Below are 16,801 nucleotides of genomic sequence, written 5' to 3' on the forward strand. Positions count from 1 at the left end.
GCGCGCACCCTTTGAATGTAGGGTAAATTCGGCACGAGCAGCACGGGAAGGTAACCTGTGGCAAAAGACCGATCACAGCGCGATGACTACACGACCCCGCTGCGCCGACTGTTGCTGGGGATTGTTATACTGTGCTTGCTGGGCATCTTCCTTGTCTGGCGCATTGACAGCCCAAGGGTCGAACGGTTCCGCGCACAGGTGGTGGACGCCGTTGTTCCATCAATGGAATGGGCCATGGTCCCGGTCACGGCAACAGTAAATTTGGTGCGTGACTTTCAAAGCTACCAAAGCCTCAGCGAACAAAATCAAGAGCTGCGCAGCGAATTGCGCCTGATGCGTGCGTGGAAAGAGGCCGCGCTGCAGCTAGAGCAGGAAAACGCGCGCCTTTTGGATCTGAACAATGTGCGTCTTGATCCACGCCTGACCTATATCACCGGTGTGGTGATGGCCGATAGCGGCTCTCCGTTTCGGCAGTCCGTTCTGTTGAACGTGGGCGCACGGGATGGGATCGTTGATGGCTGGGCCACGATGGACGGGATCGGACTGGTAGGGCGTATCTCGGGAGTGGGGCCCGATACAGCGCGAGTGATCTTGTTGACCGACGCCTCCAGCGCGATACCGGCAACCATCCAGCCTTCGGGGCAAACCGCCTTGATTGCAGGCGACAACACGCCTGCCCCCGCGGCCGAGTTCCTGGAGAATCGGGAACTCGTGCGCCCCGGGGACCGGGTGATTACGTCCGGGGATGGTGGCGTTTTTCCTGCCGGGCTGCTCATCGGGCAAATCGCAGAGGACCCGGGGGGCCGCCTGCGCGTGCGCCTGTCTGCCGATTTTGAGCGGCTAGAGTTTCTGCGGGTTCTGCGCTTCAATGCAGCCCCAACCATTCGGGACCCCGGCACGGTTGTAGGACCCACACAACCCGAAGCGTCGCTGACATCCGAGGAGGCAGGCGATGGATAGACCCGCCTCTTACAATTGGGCCATGCGCGGGCTTTACGTCCTGATGGCGTTTCTTGTTCTTTTCCTGCACTTGCTGCCGCTGAACGCACAGCCGGATCGCTGGCCCTTTCCGGATGTGATGATCGCGCTGACCTTTGCGTGGGTATTGCGCCGCCCAGAATATGTTCCAACCTTGTTGATTGCGGCTGTGATGCTGATGGCAGATCTGCTCTTGCAACGCCCACCCGGATTGCTGGCGGCTTTGATCGTACTCGGCGCGGCCTATCTGAATGCAGCCGCGCCCAGCATGCGAGACGCCGGGTTCATCGGTGAATGGATATCCGTCAGCATGGTCACTACAGCGGTATTTCTCGGCAATCGTATTTTGCTGGCCCTCGTATCTGTCGACCAAGCTGCCTTCGGACCCGTTCTGTTCCAGCTGATCGTGACGATTGCAGCTTATCCTGCGATCGTCCTTCTCAGCCAATCCGTGTTCGGCGTTCGCAGGATATCAGCGGCGGACGCTAGTGTTGCGGGGGCGCGGGCATGAAGCAACGCAAATCCAAAGCGCAAGGCCTTGCCTATAAACGCCTCCCGCGTCGGGCGCTGATACTGGGCGGTTTGCAAGCCGCCTTTGTCGGCGGGCTGGCCGCGCGGATGCGGTTCATGCAGGTTGAACAAGCCGACCAGTACCGGCTTTTGGCCGAAGAAAACCGCATTAACCTGCGCCTGATCCCACCAACACGCGGTCGGATCTATGACCGCAATGGTCAGATCATCGGGCAGAACACGCCATCATATCGTATCGTGATCGTTCCCGAAGATGCAGGTGATCTGGACAAGGTGATTGCCAAGCTGTCCAACCTAATCCCGCTGACCGAGGATGAGATAGAGCGCGCCAAGACCGAGATACGCCGCTCGGCCCCATTCCTGCCGGTCACACTGGCCGATCAGGTGACGTGGGAGGATATCTCGAAAGTTGCGGTGAACGCACCTGCACTTCCTGGCGTGACGCCCGAGGTCGGCTCAACCCGGCAATATCCCAGATACGAGGATTTCGCCCATATCGTCGGTTATGTTGGCCCGGTCAGCGACTATGACCTCAGCCAGATCGAAGACCCCGAACCGGTGCTGCGCATCCCTCGGTTCCAGATTGGCAAGGTCGGGTTGGAGGCAAAACAGGAAATCTCGTTGCGCGGTCGGGCCGGGTCCAAACGGGTCGAAGTCAACGCAACAGGCCGTGTCATGCGCGAGTTGGATCGGCAGGAGGGTCAGCCCGGTGCCGATCTACAATTGTCAGTCGACGCAAACCTGCAACAATACGCACAGGCAAGACTGGCCGGGGAAAGCGCCGCCGCTGTTGTGATCGATTGCGAAACCGGCGATCTGCGCGCGATGGCCTCGGCCCCCAGTTTCGACCCCAACTTGTTCGTGCGCGGTATCTCAGTCGCAGATTATCAGTTCCTGACACAGGACAAGTATCGCCCGCTGGCCAACAAGACAGTTCAGGGCACTTATCCGCCGGGGTCGACCTTCAAGATGGTCACCGCACTGGCCGCACTAGAAGCTGGTGTCGTGGGCCCCGGTAATACCGTCTATTGTCCCGGCCATCTGAAAGTCGGCAGCCGCCGCTTCCACTGCTGGAAACGCGGCGGTCATGGCATGGTGGACTTGAACACATCTCTGAAACGCAGCTGCGACGTTTATTACTACGACGTGGCGATCAAGGTCGGCATCGACAAAATATCTGAGATGTCCAACATCCTTGGCCTGGGAATCAAGCATGACATCCCCATGTCCGCCGTGCGCGCCGGGCTGGCGCCCAATCAGGCATGGAAACAGCGGGTTCATGGCGAGGAATGGCTGATCGGTGATACGGCCAACGCGTCCATCGGGCAGGGCTTCATGCTCGCCTCGCCCATGCAACTGGCCGTAATGACCGCAAGGATCGCCACGGGACGCGCCGTTGCGCCCCGACTGGTGCGGTCGATCAACGGAGTCGAACAGCCCTCGGGCGCGGGTGAAGCGCTACCGATCAGCCTGACCAACCTGCGCTACATTCGCGAGGCGATGTGGTCGGTGTCGAACGACCGGCGCGGGACGGCCTATCGCAGCCGGATCATCGCGGATGATCTGCGTATGGCGGGTAAGACCGGCACCAGCCAGGTTCGCAACATCACCAAGGCTGAACGGGCCGCCGGTGTGATCCGCAACGAAGATCTGCCCTGGGAACGGCGCGACCACGCCCTGTTCGTCAGCTTTGCGCCCTATGACAACCCCAAATACGCAATTGCCGTGGTGGTGGAACATGGCGGTGGCGGATCAAAAGCTGCAGCCCCCGTCGCGCGGGATATCATGCTACAGGCGCTTTACAACGGCACCCCGCCACTTGAGGCCTATCCGGTTGCCGACCGCGACCGCATCAAGGAACAGCAAAAGAGGCTTGAGGGCGATCGTCGCCCCAAAGCGCGTCCTGACGAAAAGGACCGCGCATGAGCTATCTTGAGTATAACGTCAAATCCACGCCATCGGGGTTCCGCAAGTTTCTGTACATGAACTGGCCCTTGACCCTGTTGCTGATCAGCACGGCGAGCGCCGGGTTCCTGATGCTGTATTCAGTGGCAGGTGGGTCGTGGATGCCCTGGGCCGAACCTCAGATGGAACGGTTTGGTCTGGGCCTCACGGTCATGTTCATCGTCGCGCTGGTGCCGATCTGGTTCTGGCGGAACATGTCTGTGCTGGCCTATCTGGGCGCTATCGCCCTGCTGGTTTTTGTTGAGCTTTTTGGCACCGTTGGGATGGGCGCGCAACGCTGGATCGATCTGGGGTTCATGCGGCTGCAACCCTCTGAGGTCATGAAGGTCACGCTGGTCATGCTGCTGGCGGCCTACTATGACTGGCTGCCGTCACACAAAACATCGCGCCCGCTTTGGGTGATCCTACCGGTGATCCTGATCCTGATCCCAACCTTCATGGTTTTGCGGCAACCGGATCTCGGAACCTCGATCCTGTTACTGGCTGCCGGTGGCGGGCTCATGTTTCTGGCTGGTGTGCACTGGGCCTATTTCGCTGCTGTCATCGCTGCGGTCGTCGGCCTGATTGCGACCGTGTTCAACAGTCGGGGGACCGAGTGGCAATTGCTGAAAGACTATCAGTTCCGCCGCATTGATACGTTTCTGGACCCGTCCACAGACCCATTGGGGGCAGGCTATCACATCACCCAGTCCAAGATCGCGCTCGGATCGGGTGGCTGGAACGGTCGGGGCTTCATGCAAGGCACCCAATCACGCCTGAACTTCCTGCCCGAGAAGCACACCGATTTCATCTTCACAACGCTGGCAGAGGAATTCGGCTTTGTCGGCGGTATCACCCTGCTGGTACTCTATGCCCTGATCCTGATCTTTTGCATGGTCACGGCGCTGTCGACCAAAGATCGGTTCTCCTCACTGGTCGTGCTCGGGATCGCTCTGAATTTCTTCCTATTCTTTGCGGTCAACATGTCGATGGTCATGGGGCTGGCCCCTGTGGTGGGCGTACCGTTGCCGATGGTCAGCTATGGCGGATCGGCCATGTTGGTCCTGATGGCCGCCTTCGGCATCGTCCAAAGCGCACATATCCACCGCCCTCGCTGATCTGAAAGGCCCTTCATGCCCGTCAACGTTCTATTCTCTGCGCGCCCTGAACTGTGGCCGATATATGAACCGCTTCTGACCATGGGGCTGGCTGAGGCGGGGTTAGACGTGCATCTGGCCACAGACATCGAACCGGATCAGGTAGACTACGTCGTTTATGCACCAAATGGCGGCTTACTGGACTTCAAACCCTATTCTCAGCTCAAAGCCGTGCTGAGCCTCTGGGCCGGGGTCGAAAGCATCGCCGACAACGAAACCCTGACCGTTCCGTTGGCCCGTATGGTCGATCATGGATTGACGCAAGGCATGACCGAATGGGTCGTGGGTCATGTTCTGCGGTATCATCTGGGCATGGACACCCATATCACCCAGCAGGACGGTGTTTGGACCCCGATCGCGCCACCGCTTGCGACCGAGCGCACGGTTTGCGTGCTGGGGCTGGGAGAGTTGGGTCAGGCGGCAGCGCAGGCGCTGGCCGCGTTGAACTTTCGCGTCCTAGGGTGGAGCCGCACGCAGAAGGACATCCAAGGCGTGACCTGCCTGCATGGTGCCGACGGTCTGCACACCGCCTTGTCCCAATCCGAGATTGTCGTGTTGCTGCTCCCCGACACACCCGCGACGGAAAGCACTCTGAACGCCGAAACGCTGGCGCTGTTGCCGAAAGGGGCAAAGATCATCAATCCTGGACGCGGCCCGCTGATCGATGACGGCGCCCTTCTGGATGCGCTGAACGCCGGGCAGATCGGACACGCGACGCTTGATGTATTTCGGGTCGAACCTCTGCCGCCCGAACACCCCTATTGGGCACATCCAAACGTCACGGTCACCCCGCACATCGCGTCCGAGACCCGACCCGTCACAGCCGCGCAAGTGATCTGCGAAAACATCCGGCGCGGTGAGACGGGTGAGCCCTTTGTGCACCTGGTGGACCGCCAGTTGGGGTACTGACGGCCCGATCCGATCAGGCTGCGATCAGTCCGCGCCCTTTCAACAAAGCCTCGACACCCGGCAGACGCCCCCGGAAAGCCAGATACAGATCTTCAGCCTCGCGCGAGCCACCGGTGGACAGGATGTTGTCTTCCAGCGCTTTGGCCCGTTCGGGGTCAAAGGCGCCTCCGGCCTCTTCAAACGCGGCGAAGGCGTCGGCATCCATGACCTCGGACCACATGTAGCTGTAGTAGCCCGCGCTGTACCCGTCGCCCGCAAAGATATGGGCGAAATGCGGCGTCGCGTGGCGCATCCCGATGGCCTTTGGCATGCCGATTTCGGCCAGAACCTCGGCCTGCTTGGCCATCGGATCCGCCGGGGCCGCGCCGTCATGGAAGGCCAGATCGACCAGCGCCGAGGCCACATATTCAACCGTCTGGAACCCCTGATCGAAATTGGCCGCCTTCAGCACCTTCTCCAACATCGCCTGAGGCATCGGTTCACCGGTCTCGGCGTGGGTCGCGTATTCCGCCAGAACCTCGGGCACTTCCAGCCAGTGTTCATAAAGCTGGCTGGGCAGTTCGACAAAATCCCGCGCAACGGACGTGCCCGAAATACTTTCATAGGTCACGTTCGAAAGCATCTGATGCAGCGCATGGCCGAACTCGTGGAACAGGGTCCGCGCGTCATCATAGGACAGCAGCGCCGGATCGCCCTTGGCGAAGTTGCACACGTTGATTACGACGGGGGCCTGTTCTTCGGGGAACTTCGCCTGCGCCCGCATGGCGCTGCACCACGCGCCCGACCGTTTCGAGCCACGGGCAAAATAGTCCCCAATGAAGACCGCCAAATGACGTCCGTTGCGCGTCACTTCCCAGGCCCGGCAATCGGGGTGATAGAGCGGCACGTCCAGCGGCACAAACTCCAGCCCGAACAGACGGTTGGCGCAGGCAAAAGACGCCTCGATCATCCGGTCGAGTTGAAGGTAGGGTTTCAGCGCGGCCTCATCCAAATCATGCTCGGCCTTGCGGCGCTTTTCGGCATAGTAGCGCCAGTCCCACGCCTCCAATAGGCCGTTCACACCATCCTCCTGCATCATGCCGGTCAGAATCTCGGCATCCGCATCGGCGCGGGCTTTGGCGGGCTCCCAAACCTGCATCAACAGATCGCGCACGCGGTCGGGCGAGCGGGCCATTTCGGTTTCCAGTTTGAAATCCGCAAAACTGTCGTAGCCAAGCAATTTCGCCCGCTCTTCCCGCAGGGTCAGAATTTCGGCTGCAATCTCGCGGTTGTCGGTCTCGTTCCCATTTGCCCCCCGCGCGGCCCAGGCGCGATAGGCTTTTTCCCGCAGGTCGCGGCGGGATGAGAATTGCAGGAATGGCACGATCAGCGAGCGATACAGGGTCACAACCGGCCCGTTCGCACCCTTTTCCTCACCCGCCGCTCGCGCGGCAGCGACGACGAAATCTGGCAGGCCGTCCAGATCATCTTCGGCCAGCTCCATGAACCAGTCACGCTCATCCGCCAACAGATTCTGGGTGAAAGACGTGCCCAGCGAAGCAAGGCGGGACTTGATTTCTTGCATCCGGGCATCGGCCTCACCCTCCAGCGCAGAACCGGCGCGGACAAAGCCGCGATGGGTCAGCATCAGAACGCGGGCTTGTTCGTCACCCAGGTCCAGATCACCGCGCCGCTGCCACAGATCGGCCACCCGACGGAACAGATCCTTGTTCGATGAAATGCCCGAGAAATGCGCCGAAAGCTTCGGTGAAAACTGCCGCTGCAATTCCTCGCGTTTCGGGTTGCTGTCAGCGCCCGCCACCGTGAAAAACACTGACAGGACCTTGTCCAACTGCTCACCCGCCGCTTCGAGCGCTTCGATTGTGTTGGCAAAGGTGGGCGCGTCCGGGTTGTCAGCAATCGCGTTGATCTGTGCATTATGCGCGGCCATCGCTTCGTCCAGCGCAGGTGCGAAATCCCCATCTGAAATCGCGGAAAACGGGGCGATCTCAAAGGGCGTGGTCCAGTCGGACAGGATCGGGTTGGTCATGCAGGTCTCCTTTGACCCTCAAGCTATGTAGAGGGTCGCCAATGGTCCAGAGGGGGGGGTGTGAAATTACAGCCCCGACTTAGCCGCAAATCGGGCAATCGGCGCGTTTCGACAGGGTGATCTTGCGGCTTTCCCCATAAAGCGCATCATAGATCAGCATCTCACCGCGCAAGGCGGCACCGGCACCTGTGATCACCTTGATCGCCTCGACCGCCATCATCGACCCAACCACGCCGGGCAGCGGCCCGATCACTCCAGCCTCGGCACAGGACGGGGCGAGCCCGGCGGCGGGTGCTTCGGGGAAGATACACTGGTAACACGGGCCTGCGGTTGCAGGATCAAAAACGCTCAATTGCCCTTCCCATTGTGATAAGGCACCTGAAATCAGCGGTTTGCCCAAAGTTACAGCCGTTCGGTTGGCCAGATAGCGGGTATCGAAGTTGTCCGTTCCGTCTAGGATCAGGTCGAAATCAGCGAACAGATCGGCCGCGATCTCCTCTGTCAGGCGGCGGTGATATGGCAGTACCGTCACGTTCGGGTTCTGCGCTTCCATTGCCTGCTGTGCGGAAAAAACCTTGGGCATTCCGATATCGGCATCGCGGTGAATGACCTGTCGTTGCAAATTGGCGTTCTCGACCACATCGTCATCGACCACCCCGATGGTCCCCACGCCCGCAGCCGCCAGATATTGCAGGGCCGGCGCACCCAAACCTCCTGCGCCAATCACCAGCACGCGCGCCTGTTTCATCTTCTTCTGACCCGGTCCACCCAATTCGCGCAGTACGATGTGGCGGGCATAGCGGTCGAGTTCCGTTTCCGAAAACCGATCAGTGCGCGCCTGAGGGTCTTGTTCAGACACGGATGTTGCGCGGCTGCGCAGAGCCTTGATAATCTTGCCATAGCCCAGAACCAACCCGACGCACCCCGCCAGGATCAGCCATATCGCCGCGGACCCGCCTGTCGCCTCGCGCAGGGGGTTGCCATCCGGCAAAACCAACTGCGCCAAGATGACACCCGTCAGCAGCACGCCCACAGAAACCATACGCGCGCTGCGGGAAACGCCCGCGACATAGCCGACACCCCAAAGCCCAGCGGCAAGCAGCAGAACCAGTAGCATCAGCCGCGCCCGGTAGACCCGAACCCGCCCGATCCGCGTTCGGTTTCGCTGAGTCCATCGACAAACTGGAAATCTGCCTGAACCACCGGAGCAACAACCAACTGCGCAATGCGTTCGCCATGCGCAACTTGGAAACTCTCTTGCCCCGCGTTCATCAGGATCACACCCAGTGGCCCGCGATAGTCGCTGTCGATGGTACCCGGCGTGTTTGGCAGGGTAATACCGTGTTTCAACGCAAGCCCGGAACGCGGCCTGACCTGCACTTCATACCCTACAGGAATCTCGATCCGCAGCCCCGTCGGGATCAGCGCACGCTGCCCCGGTTCCAAAGTGATTGAGACACCGCCGGGAAGGTTTGCACGCACATCCGCCCCTGCGGCTCCGGTCGTCTCATAAGACGGCAGTGCCACCAAAGCGTCTGCGCCCGCTTCACGGATCACGCGGATTGCAACCATCATCGTACCTCTTTGTTCAGGGCTGGGGGCATCGGCTACCCAACGCCTCAGCAATCTTTTGCGCCAGTCGGGCCGCAACGGCATCCTTGCCCATGCGCGGCCATTCTTCGGCACCAGCATCCGAAATCAACACAACCGCATTCTCTGTGCCGCCCATGATACCCGTCGCGGGGCTGACATCATTGGCAACGATCCAGTCGCACCCTTTGCGCTGGCGCTTTGCCGTCGCATGTTCAAGAACGTCATTGGTTTCAGCAGCAAAGCCAACAAGCAACGTCGGACGTCCTTGCTCCATGTGTGAGACGCGTTTCAAGATGTCCGGGTTTTCGGCAAACTCAAGCGCGGGCAAGCCATCCTGGGTTTTCTTCAGCTTCCGGTCCGATGCACTGGCCACACGCCAATCCGCCACCGCTGCAGCAAACACGCCCGCATCCACGGGTAAGGCCGCATCCACCGCGTCTGACATCTGCTGAGCTGTTTCGACGCGTACAACCTGCACACCTTCGGGTGGCGGCACATCTGCGGGACCGGTGACAAATGTCACCTCTGCTCCCAGGGCTGCCAGTGCCCCTGCCACCGCCGTACCCTGCGCGCCCGAGGATCGGTTGGCAATGTAGCGCACGGGATCGATCGGTTCATGGGTGGGGCCTGATGTCACAAGGATGCGTTTTCCTTTAAGCGGACCATCTTCCAGTTGCGCTTCGATAGCCGCAACAATCTCCAACGGTTCAGACATTCTGCCGGGGCCGTATTCGCCACAGGCCATATCACCTTCATTCGGTCCGACAAAACGCACGCCATCGGCCTGCAATTGCACAAGATTACGTTGTGTTGCCGGATGATCCCACATCCGCACATTCATGGCGGGCGCACATAGAACAGGCGTATCCGTGGCCATCAACAGGGTTGAGGCCAGATCGTTCGCCAACCCTGCCGCCATTTTGCCCATCAGATCCGCCGTCGCCGGGGCGACCACAACCAGATCGGCAGAGCGCGACAACTGAATATGGCCCATCTCAGCCTCATCCGTCAGGTCAAACAGGTCGCGATAGCATTTCTCGCCCGCCAGTGCGGACACGGACAAAGGTGTCACGAATTCTTCAGCAGCGCGGGTCAGAACCGGGGTCACGGCAGCGCCACGCTCTTTCAGGCGGCGGATCAGGTCCAGCGACTTGTAGGCCGCGATCCCTCCGCCAATGATCAGCAGGATACGTTTGGAAGCCAGCATGTTCAGCCTTTCCCGTTCTGGTCGGCGCTGACATTAGGCAAGGCCACAGCGTAGTACCAGCGGTTAATTCTGCACCTCGAAGGCTTTGCAGGGGTCTTCGCGATCTACTGCAGGGCTATCGATGACCACATCAAAGGTGCCATCGATCTGCCCGTCTTCGGATTGGCCAACGACAAAGACCTTCAAACCGGGACGCAAGCGGGACAGGAAGGTGGGGATACCGCGATCCTTGCGCGCATGGCCGTTGCCAGTGATCACAGCTACCGGCCCGCCGGTATCGTCCACCGCCAGCAGGATCGACCGCGTCAGCACTGCATCACGCAAGCGTTGTATCGCAACCATCTGCGGCAGCACCTGTTCGGGCAGTGCATTGCAATGCGCCACAAGCTGATCCGCCTCACGCGCCGCTTGTTCTTGCGCAGGCAGTGGAACCGTCAGACCGTAGCGTGCCGCATCTGCGCCAAGTGCGGTTGCCGCGCCGCGTTCCATGGCCGCGCGTGATGCGGCGCGAGGCACCATCGCACCGTAGACCGGCGCATCTGTCGCCTGAAAGATGGGATAGTACATGCTGAGCGGCGGCCAGCCCGTTTCTGCCCAGCGCAGGATGCGACCCAGTTCTTCTGGATTGGACACCGCTGTCCGCGCCAAACGTTGTGCGCCCTCTTCGGTAACCATTTCCCAAACGACAGCAGACGGGGCGATCACCTCAATCGCCTCGGTCTGAACCTTGTGATGGTCCGGATTGTCGTGAATCTCGCCCAATATCACGACATCCGCTGCCTGCATCGCAGCAACCACGTCGTCAGGGATAAGGTCAGAGGCAATACCCGGGCACGCCGGGATTGCCGTAACTGTCAGAGCAAAAAGAAGAATCGCAAGCCGTGTCATGCGATGAAGTGTTGCACCTCACGCGATTGGGCTTCAAGGTTCTTACGCATCTTCGTGAAGGCGGCAGCCTCAAGCTGGCGCACGCGTTCCTTTGATAGACCAAGCTCGTCACCCAAGCTTTCAAGGGTTCGTGCCGGTTCCCGCAGCTTGCGTTCACGCACGATGAACCTTTCCCGGTCATTCAGCGATTTCATCGCGGTTAGCAACCATTCGCGTAATTGCTCGGTATCATGGCTGTGTTCTACCGCTTCGGCGGCCTGCTCACGATCATCTTCCAGCGCGTCGATCCATTCGCGCCCATCCTCATCGGCGGATTGCACCGCATTCAACGAGAAATCCGATCCGGACAGGCGACCTTCCATCATCTCGACATCGCGCAGCGGCACACCAATCTCGGTCGCAATCATCTGGTGCAATTGATGGCGATCCAGCTCAAGGCCTTCGGTTGCGGCCTCGCGCTCCAACCGCGCCTGAACACGGCGCATATTGAAAAACAAGGATTTCTGAGACGAGGTCGAGCCAGTGCGCACCATAGACCAGTTGCGCATCACATAGTCCTGAATGCTGGCCTTGATCCACCAGACCGCATAGGTCGAAAACCGCACGCCCCGGTCGGGATCGAATTTGTCGGCTGCTTTCATCAGGCCCAACCCGGCCTCTTGGATCAGATCGTTCATCGGCGCGCCATAGCGTTTGAACTTGGCCGCCATTGAAATCGCCAAACGCATGTAAGCGGTGATCAGACGGTGCAGGGCCTGTTCATCGCGCTCGTCTCGCCACGCATAGGCCAGTTTCAACTCTGTCTCTGCATCCAGCAGTTCGGCCTTCATCGCTCGCCGGGACATCGAAAAGTCGGTCGTGTTGTCAAGTGCCATGAAACTCTCCCTATTTCATATTCGATGGCCGGGCTTGCCTTGCCGACCTATGGTCGATACGCAGAACCCAACAGACCGGATCACTTGAAAGGTAAGAATTGTGCTTCCCGATTTAACCTTTGTTCTGGGTGGGGCTGCATCGGGCAAGTCTGTTTTTGCCGAACAACTGGTTGTTTCGTCGGGCAAAAGCCGCGTTTATCTGGCCACTTCACAAGTGTTTGATGATGAGATGCGTGCGAAAGTCGATCACCATATCGCGCAGCGTGGGCCGGATTGGCCTACGGTCGAGGCTCCGCTGCATCTGGCTCCCGTGCTGGCTGATCTGCACGCCGAACAGATTTGCCTGATCGATTGCGCCACAATGTGGCTGACCAATCATCTGTTGGCAGAAAGTGATTTGCATGTTGCGCAGACTGCCCTGTTACAGGCCCTTAAGAATTGCCCGGCCCAAATCGTCATCGTATCGAACGAGGTGGGGCACGGTATCGTCCCCGAAAACACGCTGGCCCGCCGGTTTCGTGAGGCGCAGGGCCGATTGAACATCGCATTGGCCGCCCAAGCCGGGCTGGTTGTTCAGGTGACAGCAGGTCTGCCAACTGTTCTGAAAGGGGCCCTTACGTGACGCTATTACATCTGGTCCGGCACGGCCCAACCCATGCCAAAACCATGGTCGGGTGGTCTGATGTTCCCGCCGATCTTAGCGACACCGCCGCCCTGAAGCGGTTGCATGATTACTTACCTCGTGACGCCGTTGTTATCTCATCAGACCTGACGCGCGCCGTTGATACCGCATCCGCTATTCAAGGCGCACGCGCACGCCTGCCCCATCATCGTGATTTGCGAGAGATTAATTTCGGGGCATGGGAATTGCGCGGTTTCAAGGAGATCGAGGCAGAAGACGCCGAACTGGCCTTTGCCTATTGGGATAATCCCGGTGATGTGCGCCCACCAAACGGGGAAAGCTGGAATCAGGTCCGCGCGCGTGTCGACCGCACTGTTGACGCCCTAATCGCGGATCATAAGGGCCGCGATATCGTAATCGTCGCCCATTTCGGGGTTATCCTGACGCAGGTCCAGCGGGCCCTTGATCTGGACGGACAACAGACCTTTGCCCATCGTATCGACAACCTGTCGGTCACCCATCTGACCTGTAAGGGAACAGGCTGGTCCGCAGGGGCGATCAATCACCGTCCGTGATCCCACTGCGCACAAATCACTGATTTACCAATTGCCTGTCCGACGCCATCGTGGGCTCATGACCTATGATCTCTTTATCGGTGACAGGCTGTTTTCCAGCTGGTCTTTGCGCGGTTGGCTGATGCTGGAGAAGTTCAGCCTGCCTTATCGAACCCATATGATGGGGCTGTATTCCGGCACTATGGCGCAGGATATGCAAACCCTCGCACCCGCACGGCTTGTGCCCGCCTTGCGCCTGCCCGACGGAACGGTCGTGGGTGAAAGCCTGGCGATGGCCGAAACACTGGCAGAACGCCATCCGGATGCCGGGCTCTGGCCAAAGGATGCGGCAGCACGGGCAACGGCCCGCTGGCTCTGCGCCGAGATGACCGCCGGATTCAACGCCTTGCGTGAAGACTGCCCCATGCAGTTGAAACACGCCTGGCAAGACTTCAACCCATCGCAGGATACGCTGGCCGATTTGGCGCGTGTTGAAACGCTTTGGGCCCATGCCCGCCAGATATCCGGGGCTGCAGATGGCCCATTGTTCGGGGCCTATTCGCTTGCGGATGTGTTCTACACCCCCGTCGCGGCGAGGATTGTGGGCTATGGTCTACCGGTGTCTGACCCCAATCGCGACTATTGCCATTTTCTGCTTGGGGAGACCTCGGTACGGCAATGGCGGGCCATGGGACTGACAGTTGAGTACGATCCATTTCCCTACAATCATGGCTCCGTTTCTTCACCCTGGCCCGTTGGTGGTGTTTCAACTGCCAAAGCTGTCGAGACCGGCCCTTCCTTGAATGCGCACTGCCCGTATTCCGGGGAACCGGTAACGGATTTTCTGGAACTCGATGGGCAATGCTGGGGTTTTTGTAACGCATTCTGCCGCGATAAAACTGCCGCAGACCCCGAGGCTTGGCCAAAATTCATCGCCATACGAGACGCCGTTAACGATTCCTAAACCGCAACCATGGCAGCAACGTCCTGTTAACCAAGAACAGGATTGCCATGGTCGCCCGCGCCCATACTGTTGCGTTTCAAGGGGTTGATGCCCGCCCGGTCGAGGTGCAATGCGCCGTTTCGCCCGGACTGCCCGCGTTTTCGATCGTAGGGTTACCGGACAAGGCGGTCTCGGAAGCCCGCGACCGGGTGCGCAGCGCGCTCAGCGCCATGGCCATCGCTCTGCCATCGAAACGGATCACCATCAACCTGTCCCCAGCGGATCTACCGAAAGAAGGCAGCCATTTCGACCTGCCCATTGCCGTCGCATTACTTTCGGCGCTTGAGATTATTCCTGCCGACGCGGCAGAAGGAACGGTCGCTTTGGGCGAATTATCGCTGGATGGGTCACTGGTTCCTGTAGTCGGGGCTCTGCCTGCCGCGATGACCGCCGCGTCCGAAGATCGCGCCTTGCTGTGCCCGCGCGCCTCCAGCGCCGAGGCGGCTTGGGTCGATGCAACCCAGGTGATTGGCGCTGGGTCATTGGGCGATGTGGTGCGCCACTTTTCGGGCCAGACGCCGCTTGCCGCCGCAATTCCGGGTGAGGTGACCCTCGCAACCAACCAACGTGATCTGCGTGATGTGAAGGGGCAGGAACGGGCCAAACGTGCGTTGGAGATTGCGGCAGCAGGTCGGCACCATCTGATCATGATCGGTACGCCCGGCTCTGGGAAATCCATGCTGGCGGCCCGCCTTCCCGGGATTCTTCCCCCATTGACCCCGATTGAGGCTTTGGAAACGTCAATGATCCAATCGCTCTGCGGTCTGTTGGATGAAGGCGGAATCAGCCGTGCCAGGCCTTTTCGGGAACCACATCACACCGCATCAATGGCGGCGATTGTCGGTGGCGGTAAGGGCGCGAAGCCGGGTGAGATATCGCTGGCCCATAACGGCGTGCTGTTCATGGACGAATTCCCTGAATTCCCCCGAACAGTGCTGGAAACCCTGCGCCAGCCGATTGAAACCGGCGAAGTCATGGTCGCCCGTGCCAATGCACATGTGAAATATCCCTGCCGCTTCATGCTGATCGCAGCAGCCAACCCTTGCAAATGCGGATACTTGACCGACCCGTCCCGCGCCTGTTCGCGTGCACCCGGATGCGGCGAGGATTACCTCAACCGCATTTCCGGCCCGTTGATGGACAGGTTCGACCTGCGGATCGAAGTGCCACCGGTTGCATTTACCGACCTTGATCTGCCGCCCTCAGGCGACAGTTCGACCACCGTCGCCGCACGCGTCGAACAAGCACGGGCGGTGCAGTCCGCCCGGTTCGAGGGACACACTTCTGTGCGTCAGAATGCCGACGTAGAGGGTAAACTTCTGGAGGAAGTTGCGGCGCCCGATGCAGAAGGGAAGGACTTGCTGCTTAAGGCAGCTGACCGGTTCGGCCTGTCAGCCCGCGCATTTCACCGCATCCTTCGGGTCGCACGAACCATTGCCGATCTTGAAGGGACCCCGGATATCCGCCGCCCCCATGTGGCCGAAGCGCTGAGCTTTCGCATCAGCGCCAAGGTGATGGCTTAAACTTTGGCCTCAATCGCCTGCCAGATTTTTTCGGCAATGTTCTCACCATTGAACCGCTCAAGCTCTTGTATGCCGGTTGGGGAAGTGACGTTGATCTCGGTGAGGTAGTCGCCAATCACGTCGATGCCGACAAAGATCTGACCTTTTTCTCTCAGAAGCGGGCCGATAGCAGCGCAGATTTCCAGATCACGTTCTGAAAGTCCGATTTTCTCGGGCCGCCCTCCCACATGCATGTTTGATCTGGTCTCACCTTCGGCCGGAACGCGGTTAATGGCTCCAACGGCTTCGCCATCCACAAGGATCACGCGCTTGTCGCCATTTCTGACATCCGGCAGGAATTTTTGCACAATCAACGGCTCACGCGAGAAGCCAGTGAAAAGCTCATGCAGAGAGGTCAGGTTGCGATCACCCGCATCCAACCGAAACACGCCCGCACCGCCATTGCCATATAGCGGTTTCAGGATGATATCCTGATGCTTGTCCTTGAACGCTTTGATGGTTCGCAAGTCCCGCGCAATCGAGGTGGGCGGCGTCAATTCCGGGAAATCCAACACCAGTAGTTTTTCAGGATAGTTGCGGACCCAGAACGGATCATTCACCACCAGAGTCTGACCTTTGAGCCGGTCCAACAGGTGTGTCGAAGTAATATAATGCATGTCGAACGGAGGGTCCTGACGCAGCCAGACGACATCAAAATCGGCCAGATCAACTTCGCGCTCAGGCCCAAGAACTGCCGGATCGCCGGGGACGCGCTGCACTGTCATGTCCTGACCACGTGCCGTGATCCTGCCTTCCTGATAGGCCAATTGGTCCGGGCCGTAGAAGAACAGCTCATGACCTCTGGCCTGCGCCTCTTCCGCCAGGCGGAAAGAGCTGTCGGCATTTATGTCCACGTCCCCGATCGGGTCCATTTGAAAGGCGATTTTCATGGCATGTCCCTCAACTTCATGCCAGATACATGGCCCAGCAGGCCGAGGGGTTCAATGGG

16 protein-coding genes are annotated in these 16,801 nt (G+C 59.6%); 9 read left to right on the forward strand and 7 right to left on the reverse strand.

Annotation, left to right across the window (positions count from 1 at the left end; translation table 11 throughout):
• Nucleotides 1-57 precede the first annotated feature (57 nt).
• Genes mreC through AC2FFE_RS09960 form a run of 5 tightly spaced genes read left to right on the forward strand, consistent with a single transcriptional unit; the run spans nt 58 to nt 5,519 of the window.
• Nucleotides 58-960: a rod shape-determining protein MreC gene (gene mreC / locus AC2FFE_RS09940; RefSeq protein WP_496819078.1), complete on the forward strand. Its 903-nt coding sequence runs from the start codon at nt 58-60 to the stop codon at nt 958-960.
• Complete coding sequence (locus tag AC2FFE_RS09945; protein WP_496819077.1) at nt 953-1,489, forward strand: rod shape-determining protein MreD; 537 nt, start codon at nt 953-955, stop codon at nt 1,487-1,489. Before mreC ends, AC2FFE_RS09945 begins: the two co-directional genes overlap by 8 nt.
• Nucleotides 1,486-3,435: a penicillin-binding protein 2 gene (gene mrdA / locus AC2FFE_RS09950; protein ID WP_496819076.1), complete on the forward strand. Its 1,950-nt coding sequence runs from the start codon at nt 1,486-1,488 to the stop codon at nt 3,433-3,435. The genes AC2FFE_RS09945 and mrdA overlap by 4 nt, the downstream gene beginning before the upstream one ends.
• Entirely contained in the window at nt 3,432-4,571 is a 1,140-nt protein-coding gene (rodA, locus tag AC2FFE_RS09955; RefSeq protein WP_496819074.1) for a rod shape-determining protein RodA, read from the forward strand. Before mrdA ends, rodA begins: the two co-directional genes overlap by 4 nt.
• A 15-nt stretch (nt 4,572-4,586) precedes the next feature.
• Nucleotides 4,587-5,519, forward strand: coding sequence for a 2-hydroxyacid dehydrogenase (locus AC2FFE_RS09960; protein ID WP_496846540.1), 933 nt, complete (start codon nt 4,587-4,589; stop codon nt 5,517-5,519).
• 13 nt (nt 5,520-5,532) lie between these two features.
• Here the strand turns inward: AC2FFE_RS09960 and AC2FFE_RS09965 are convergent, their stop codons facing one another.
• The 6 genes from AC2FFE_RS09965 to AC2FFE_RS09990 all read right to left on the reverse strand — a co-directional run bounded on the left by AC2FFE_RS09965 (nt 5,533) and on the right by AC2FFE_RS09990 (nt 12,111).
• The gene (locus AC2FFE_RS09965; RefSeq protein ID WP_496846541.1) at nt 5,533-7,548 is read right to left on the reverse strand and encodes a M3 family metallopeptidase; all 2,016 of its coding nucleotides are present in this window, start codon (nt 7,546-7,548) and stop codon (nt 5,533-5,535) included.
• Between the two features lie 79 nt (nt 7,549-7,627).
• Nucleotides 7,628-8,665 carry a HesA/MoeB/ThiF family protein gene (locus AC2FFE_RS09970; protein ID WP_496846542.1) on the reverse strand — a complete coding sequence of 346 codons (1,038 nt, stop codon included), beginning with the start codon at nt 8,663-8,665 and terminating at the stop codon, nt 7,628-7,630.
• The gene (gene dut / locus AC2FFE_RS09975; protein WP_496846543.1) at nt 8,665-9,123 is read right to left on the reverse strand and encodes a dUTP diphosphatase; all 459 of its coding nucleotides are present in this window, start codon (nt 9,121-9,123) and stop codon (nt 8,665-8,667) included. Before dut ends, AC2FFE_RS09970 begins: the two co-directional genes overlap by 1 nt.
• 13 nt (nt 9,124-9,136) lie before the next feature.
• On the reverse strand, nt 9,137-10,348 hold the full coding sequence (coaBC, locus tag AC2FFE_RS09980; RefSeq protein WP_496846544.1) for a bifunctional phosphopantothenoylcysteine decarboxylase/phosphopantothenate--cysteine ligase CoaBC: 1,212 nt from the start codon (nt 10,346-10,348) through the stop codon (nt 9,137-9,139).
• A 63-nt stretch (nt 10,349-10,411) separates the two neighbouring features.
• The gene (locus tag AC2FFE_RS09985; protein ID WP_496846545.1) at nt 10,412-11,236 is read right to left on the reverse strand and encodes a ChaN family lipoprotein; all 825 of its coding nucleotides are present in this window, start codon (nt 11,234-11,236) and stop codon (nt 10,412-10,414) included.
• Nucleotides 11,233-12,111: an RNA polymerase factor sigma-32 gene (locus tag AC2FFE_RS09990; RefSeq protein WP_496819067.1), complete on the reverse strand. Its 879-nt coding sequence runs from the start codon at nt 12,109-12,111 to the stop codon at nt 11,233-11,235. The genes AC2FFE_RS09985 and AC2FFE_RS09990 overlap by 4 nt, the downstream gene beginning before the upstream one ends.
• Nucleotides 12,112-12,211: 100 nt before the next feature.
• Between AC2FFE_RS09990 and cobU the strand changes: the two genes are divergently transcribed.
• Genes cobU through AC2FFE_RS10010 form a run of 4 tightly spaced genes read left to right on the forward strand, consistent with a single transcriptional unit; the run spans nt 12,212 to nt 15,813 of the window.
• Nucleotides 12,212-12,733, forward strand: a complete 522-nt coding sequence (gene cobU / locus AC2FFE_RS09995; RefSeq protein WP_496819066.1) for a bifunctional adenosylcobinamide kinase/adenosylcobinamide-phosphate guanylyltransferase — start codon at nt 12,212-12,214, stop codon at nt 12,731-12,733.
• Nucleotides 12,730-13,308: a histidine phosphatase family protein gene (locus tag AC2FFE_RS10000; protein ID WP_496819065.1), complete on the forward strand. Its 579-nt coding sequence runs from the start codon at nt 12,730-12,732 to the stop codon at nt 13,306-13,308. The genes cobU and AC2FFE_RS10000 overlap by 4 nt, the downstream gene beginning before the upstream one ends.
• Before the next feature lie 58 nt (nt 13,309-13,366).
• Nucleotides 13,367-14,251 carry a glutathione S-transferase gene (locus tag AC2FFE_RS10005; RefSeq protein ID WP_496819064.1) on the forward strand — a complete coding sequence of 295 codons (885 nt, stop codon included), beginning with the start codon at nt 13,367-13,369 and terminating at the stop codon, nt 14,249-14,251.
• A gap of 47 nt (nt 14,252-14,298) precedes the next feature.
• The gene (locus AC2FFE_RS10010) at nt 14,299-15,813 is read left to right on the forward strand and encodes a YifB family Mg chelatase-like AAA ATPase (RefSeq protein WP_496819063.1); all 1,515 of its coding nucleotides are present in this window, start codon (nt 14,299-14,301) and stop codon (nt 15,811-15,813) included.
• On the opposite strand, the gene gshB is transcribed toward AC2FFE_RS10010, so the two are convergent.
• The gene (gshB, locus tag AC2FFE_RS10015) at nt 15,810-16,742 is read right to left on the reverse strand and encodes a glutathione synthase (RefSeq protein ID WP_496819062.1); all 933 of its coding nucleotides are present in this window, start codon (nt 16,740-16,742) and stop codon (nt 15,810-15,812) included. The two genes, AC2FFE_RS10010 and gshB, sit on opposite strands and share 4 nt — an antisense overlap.
• Nucleotides 16,743-16,801: the final 59 nt, after the last annotated feature.

The sequence above is a fragment of the Ruegeria sp. YTSA168 genome (assembly GCF_059610045.1).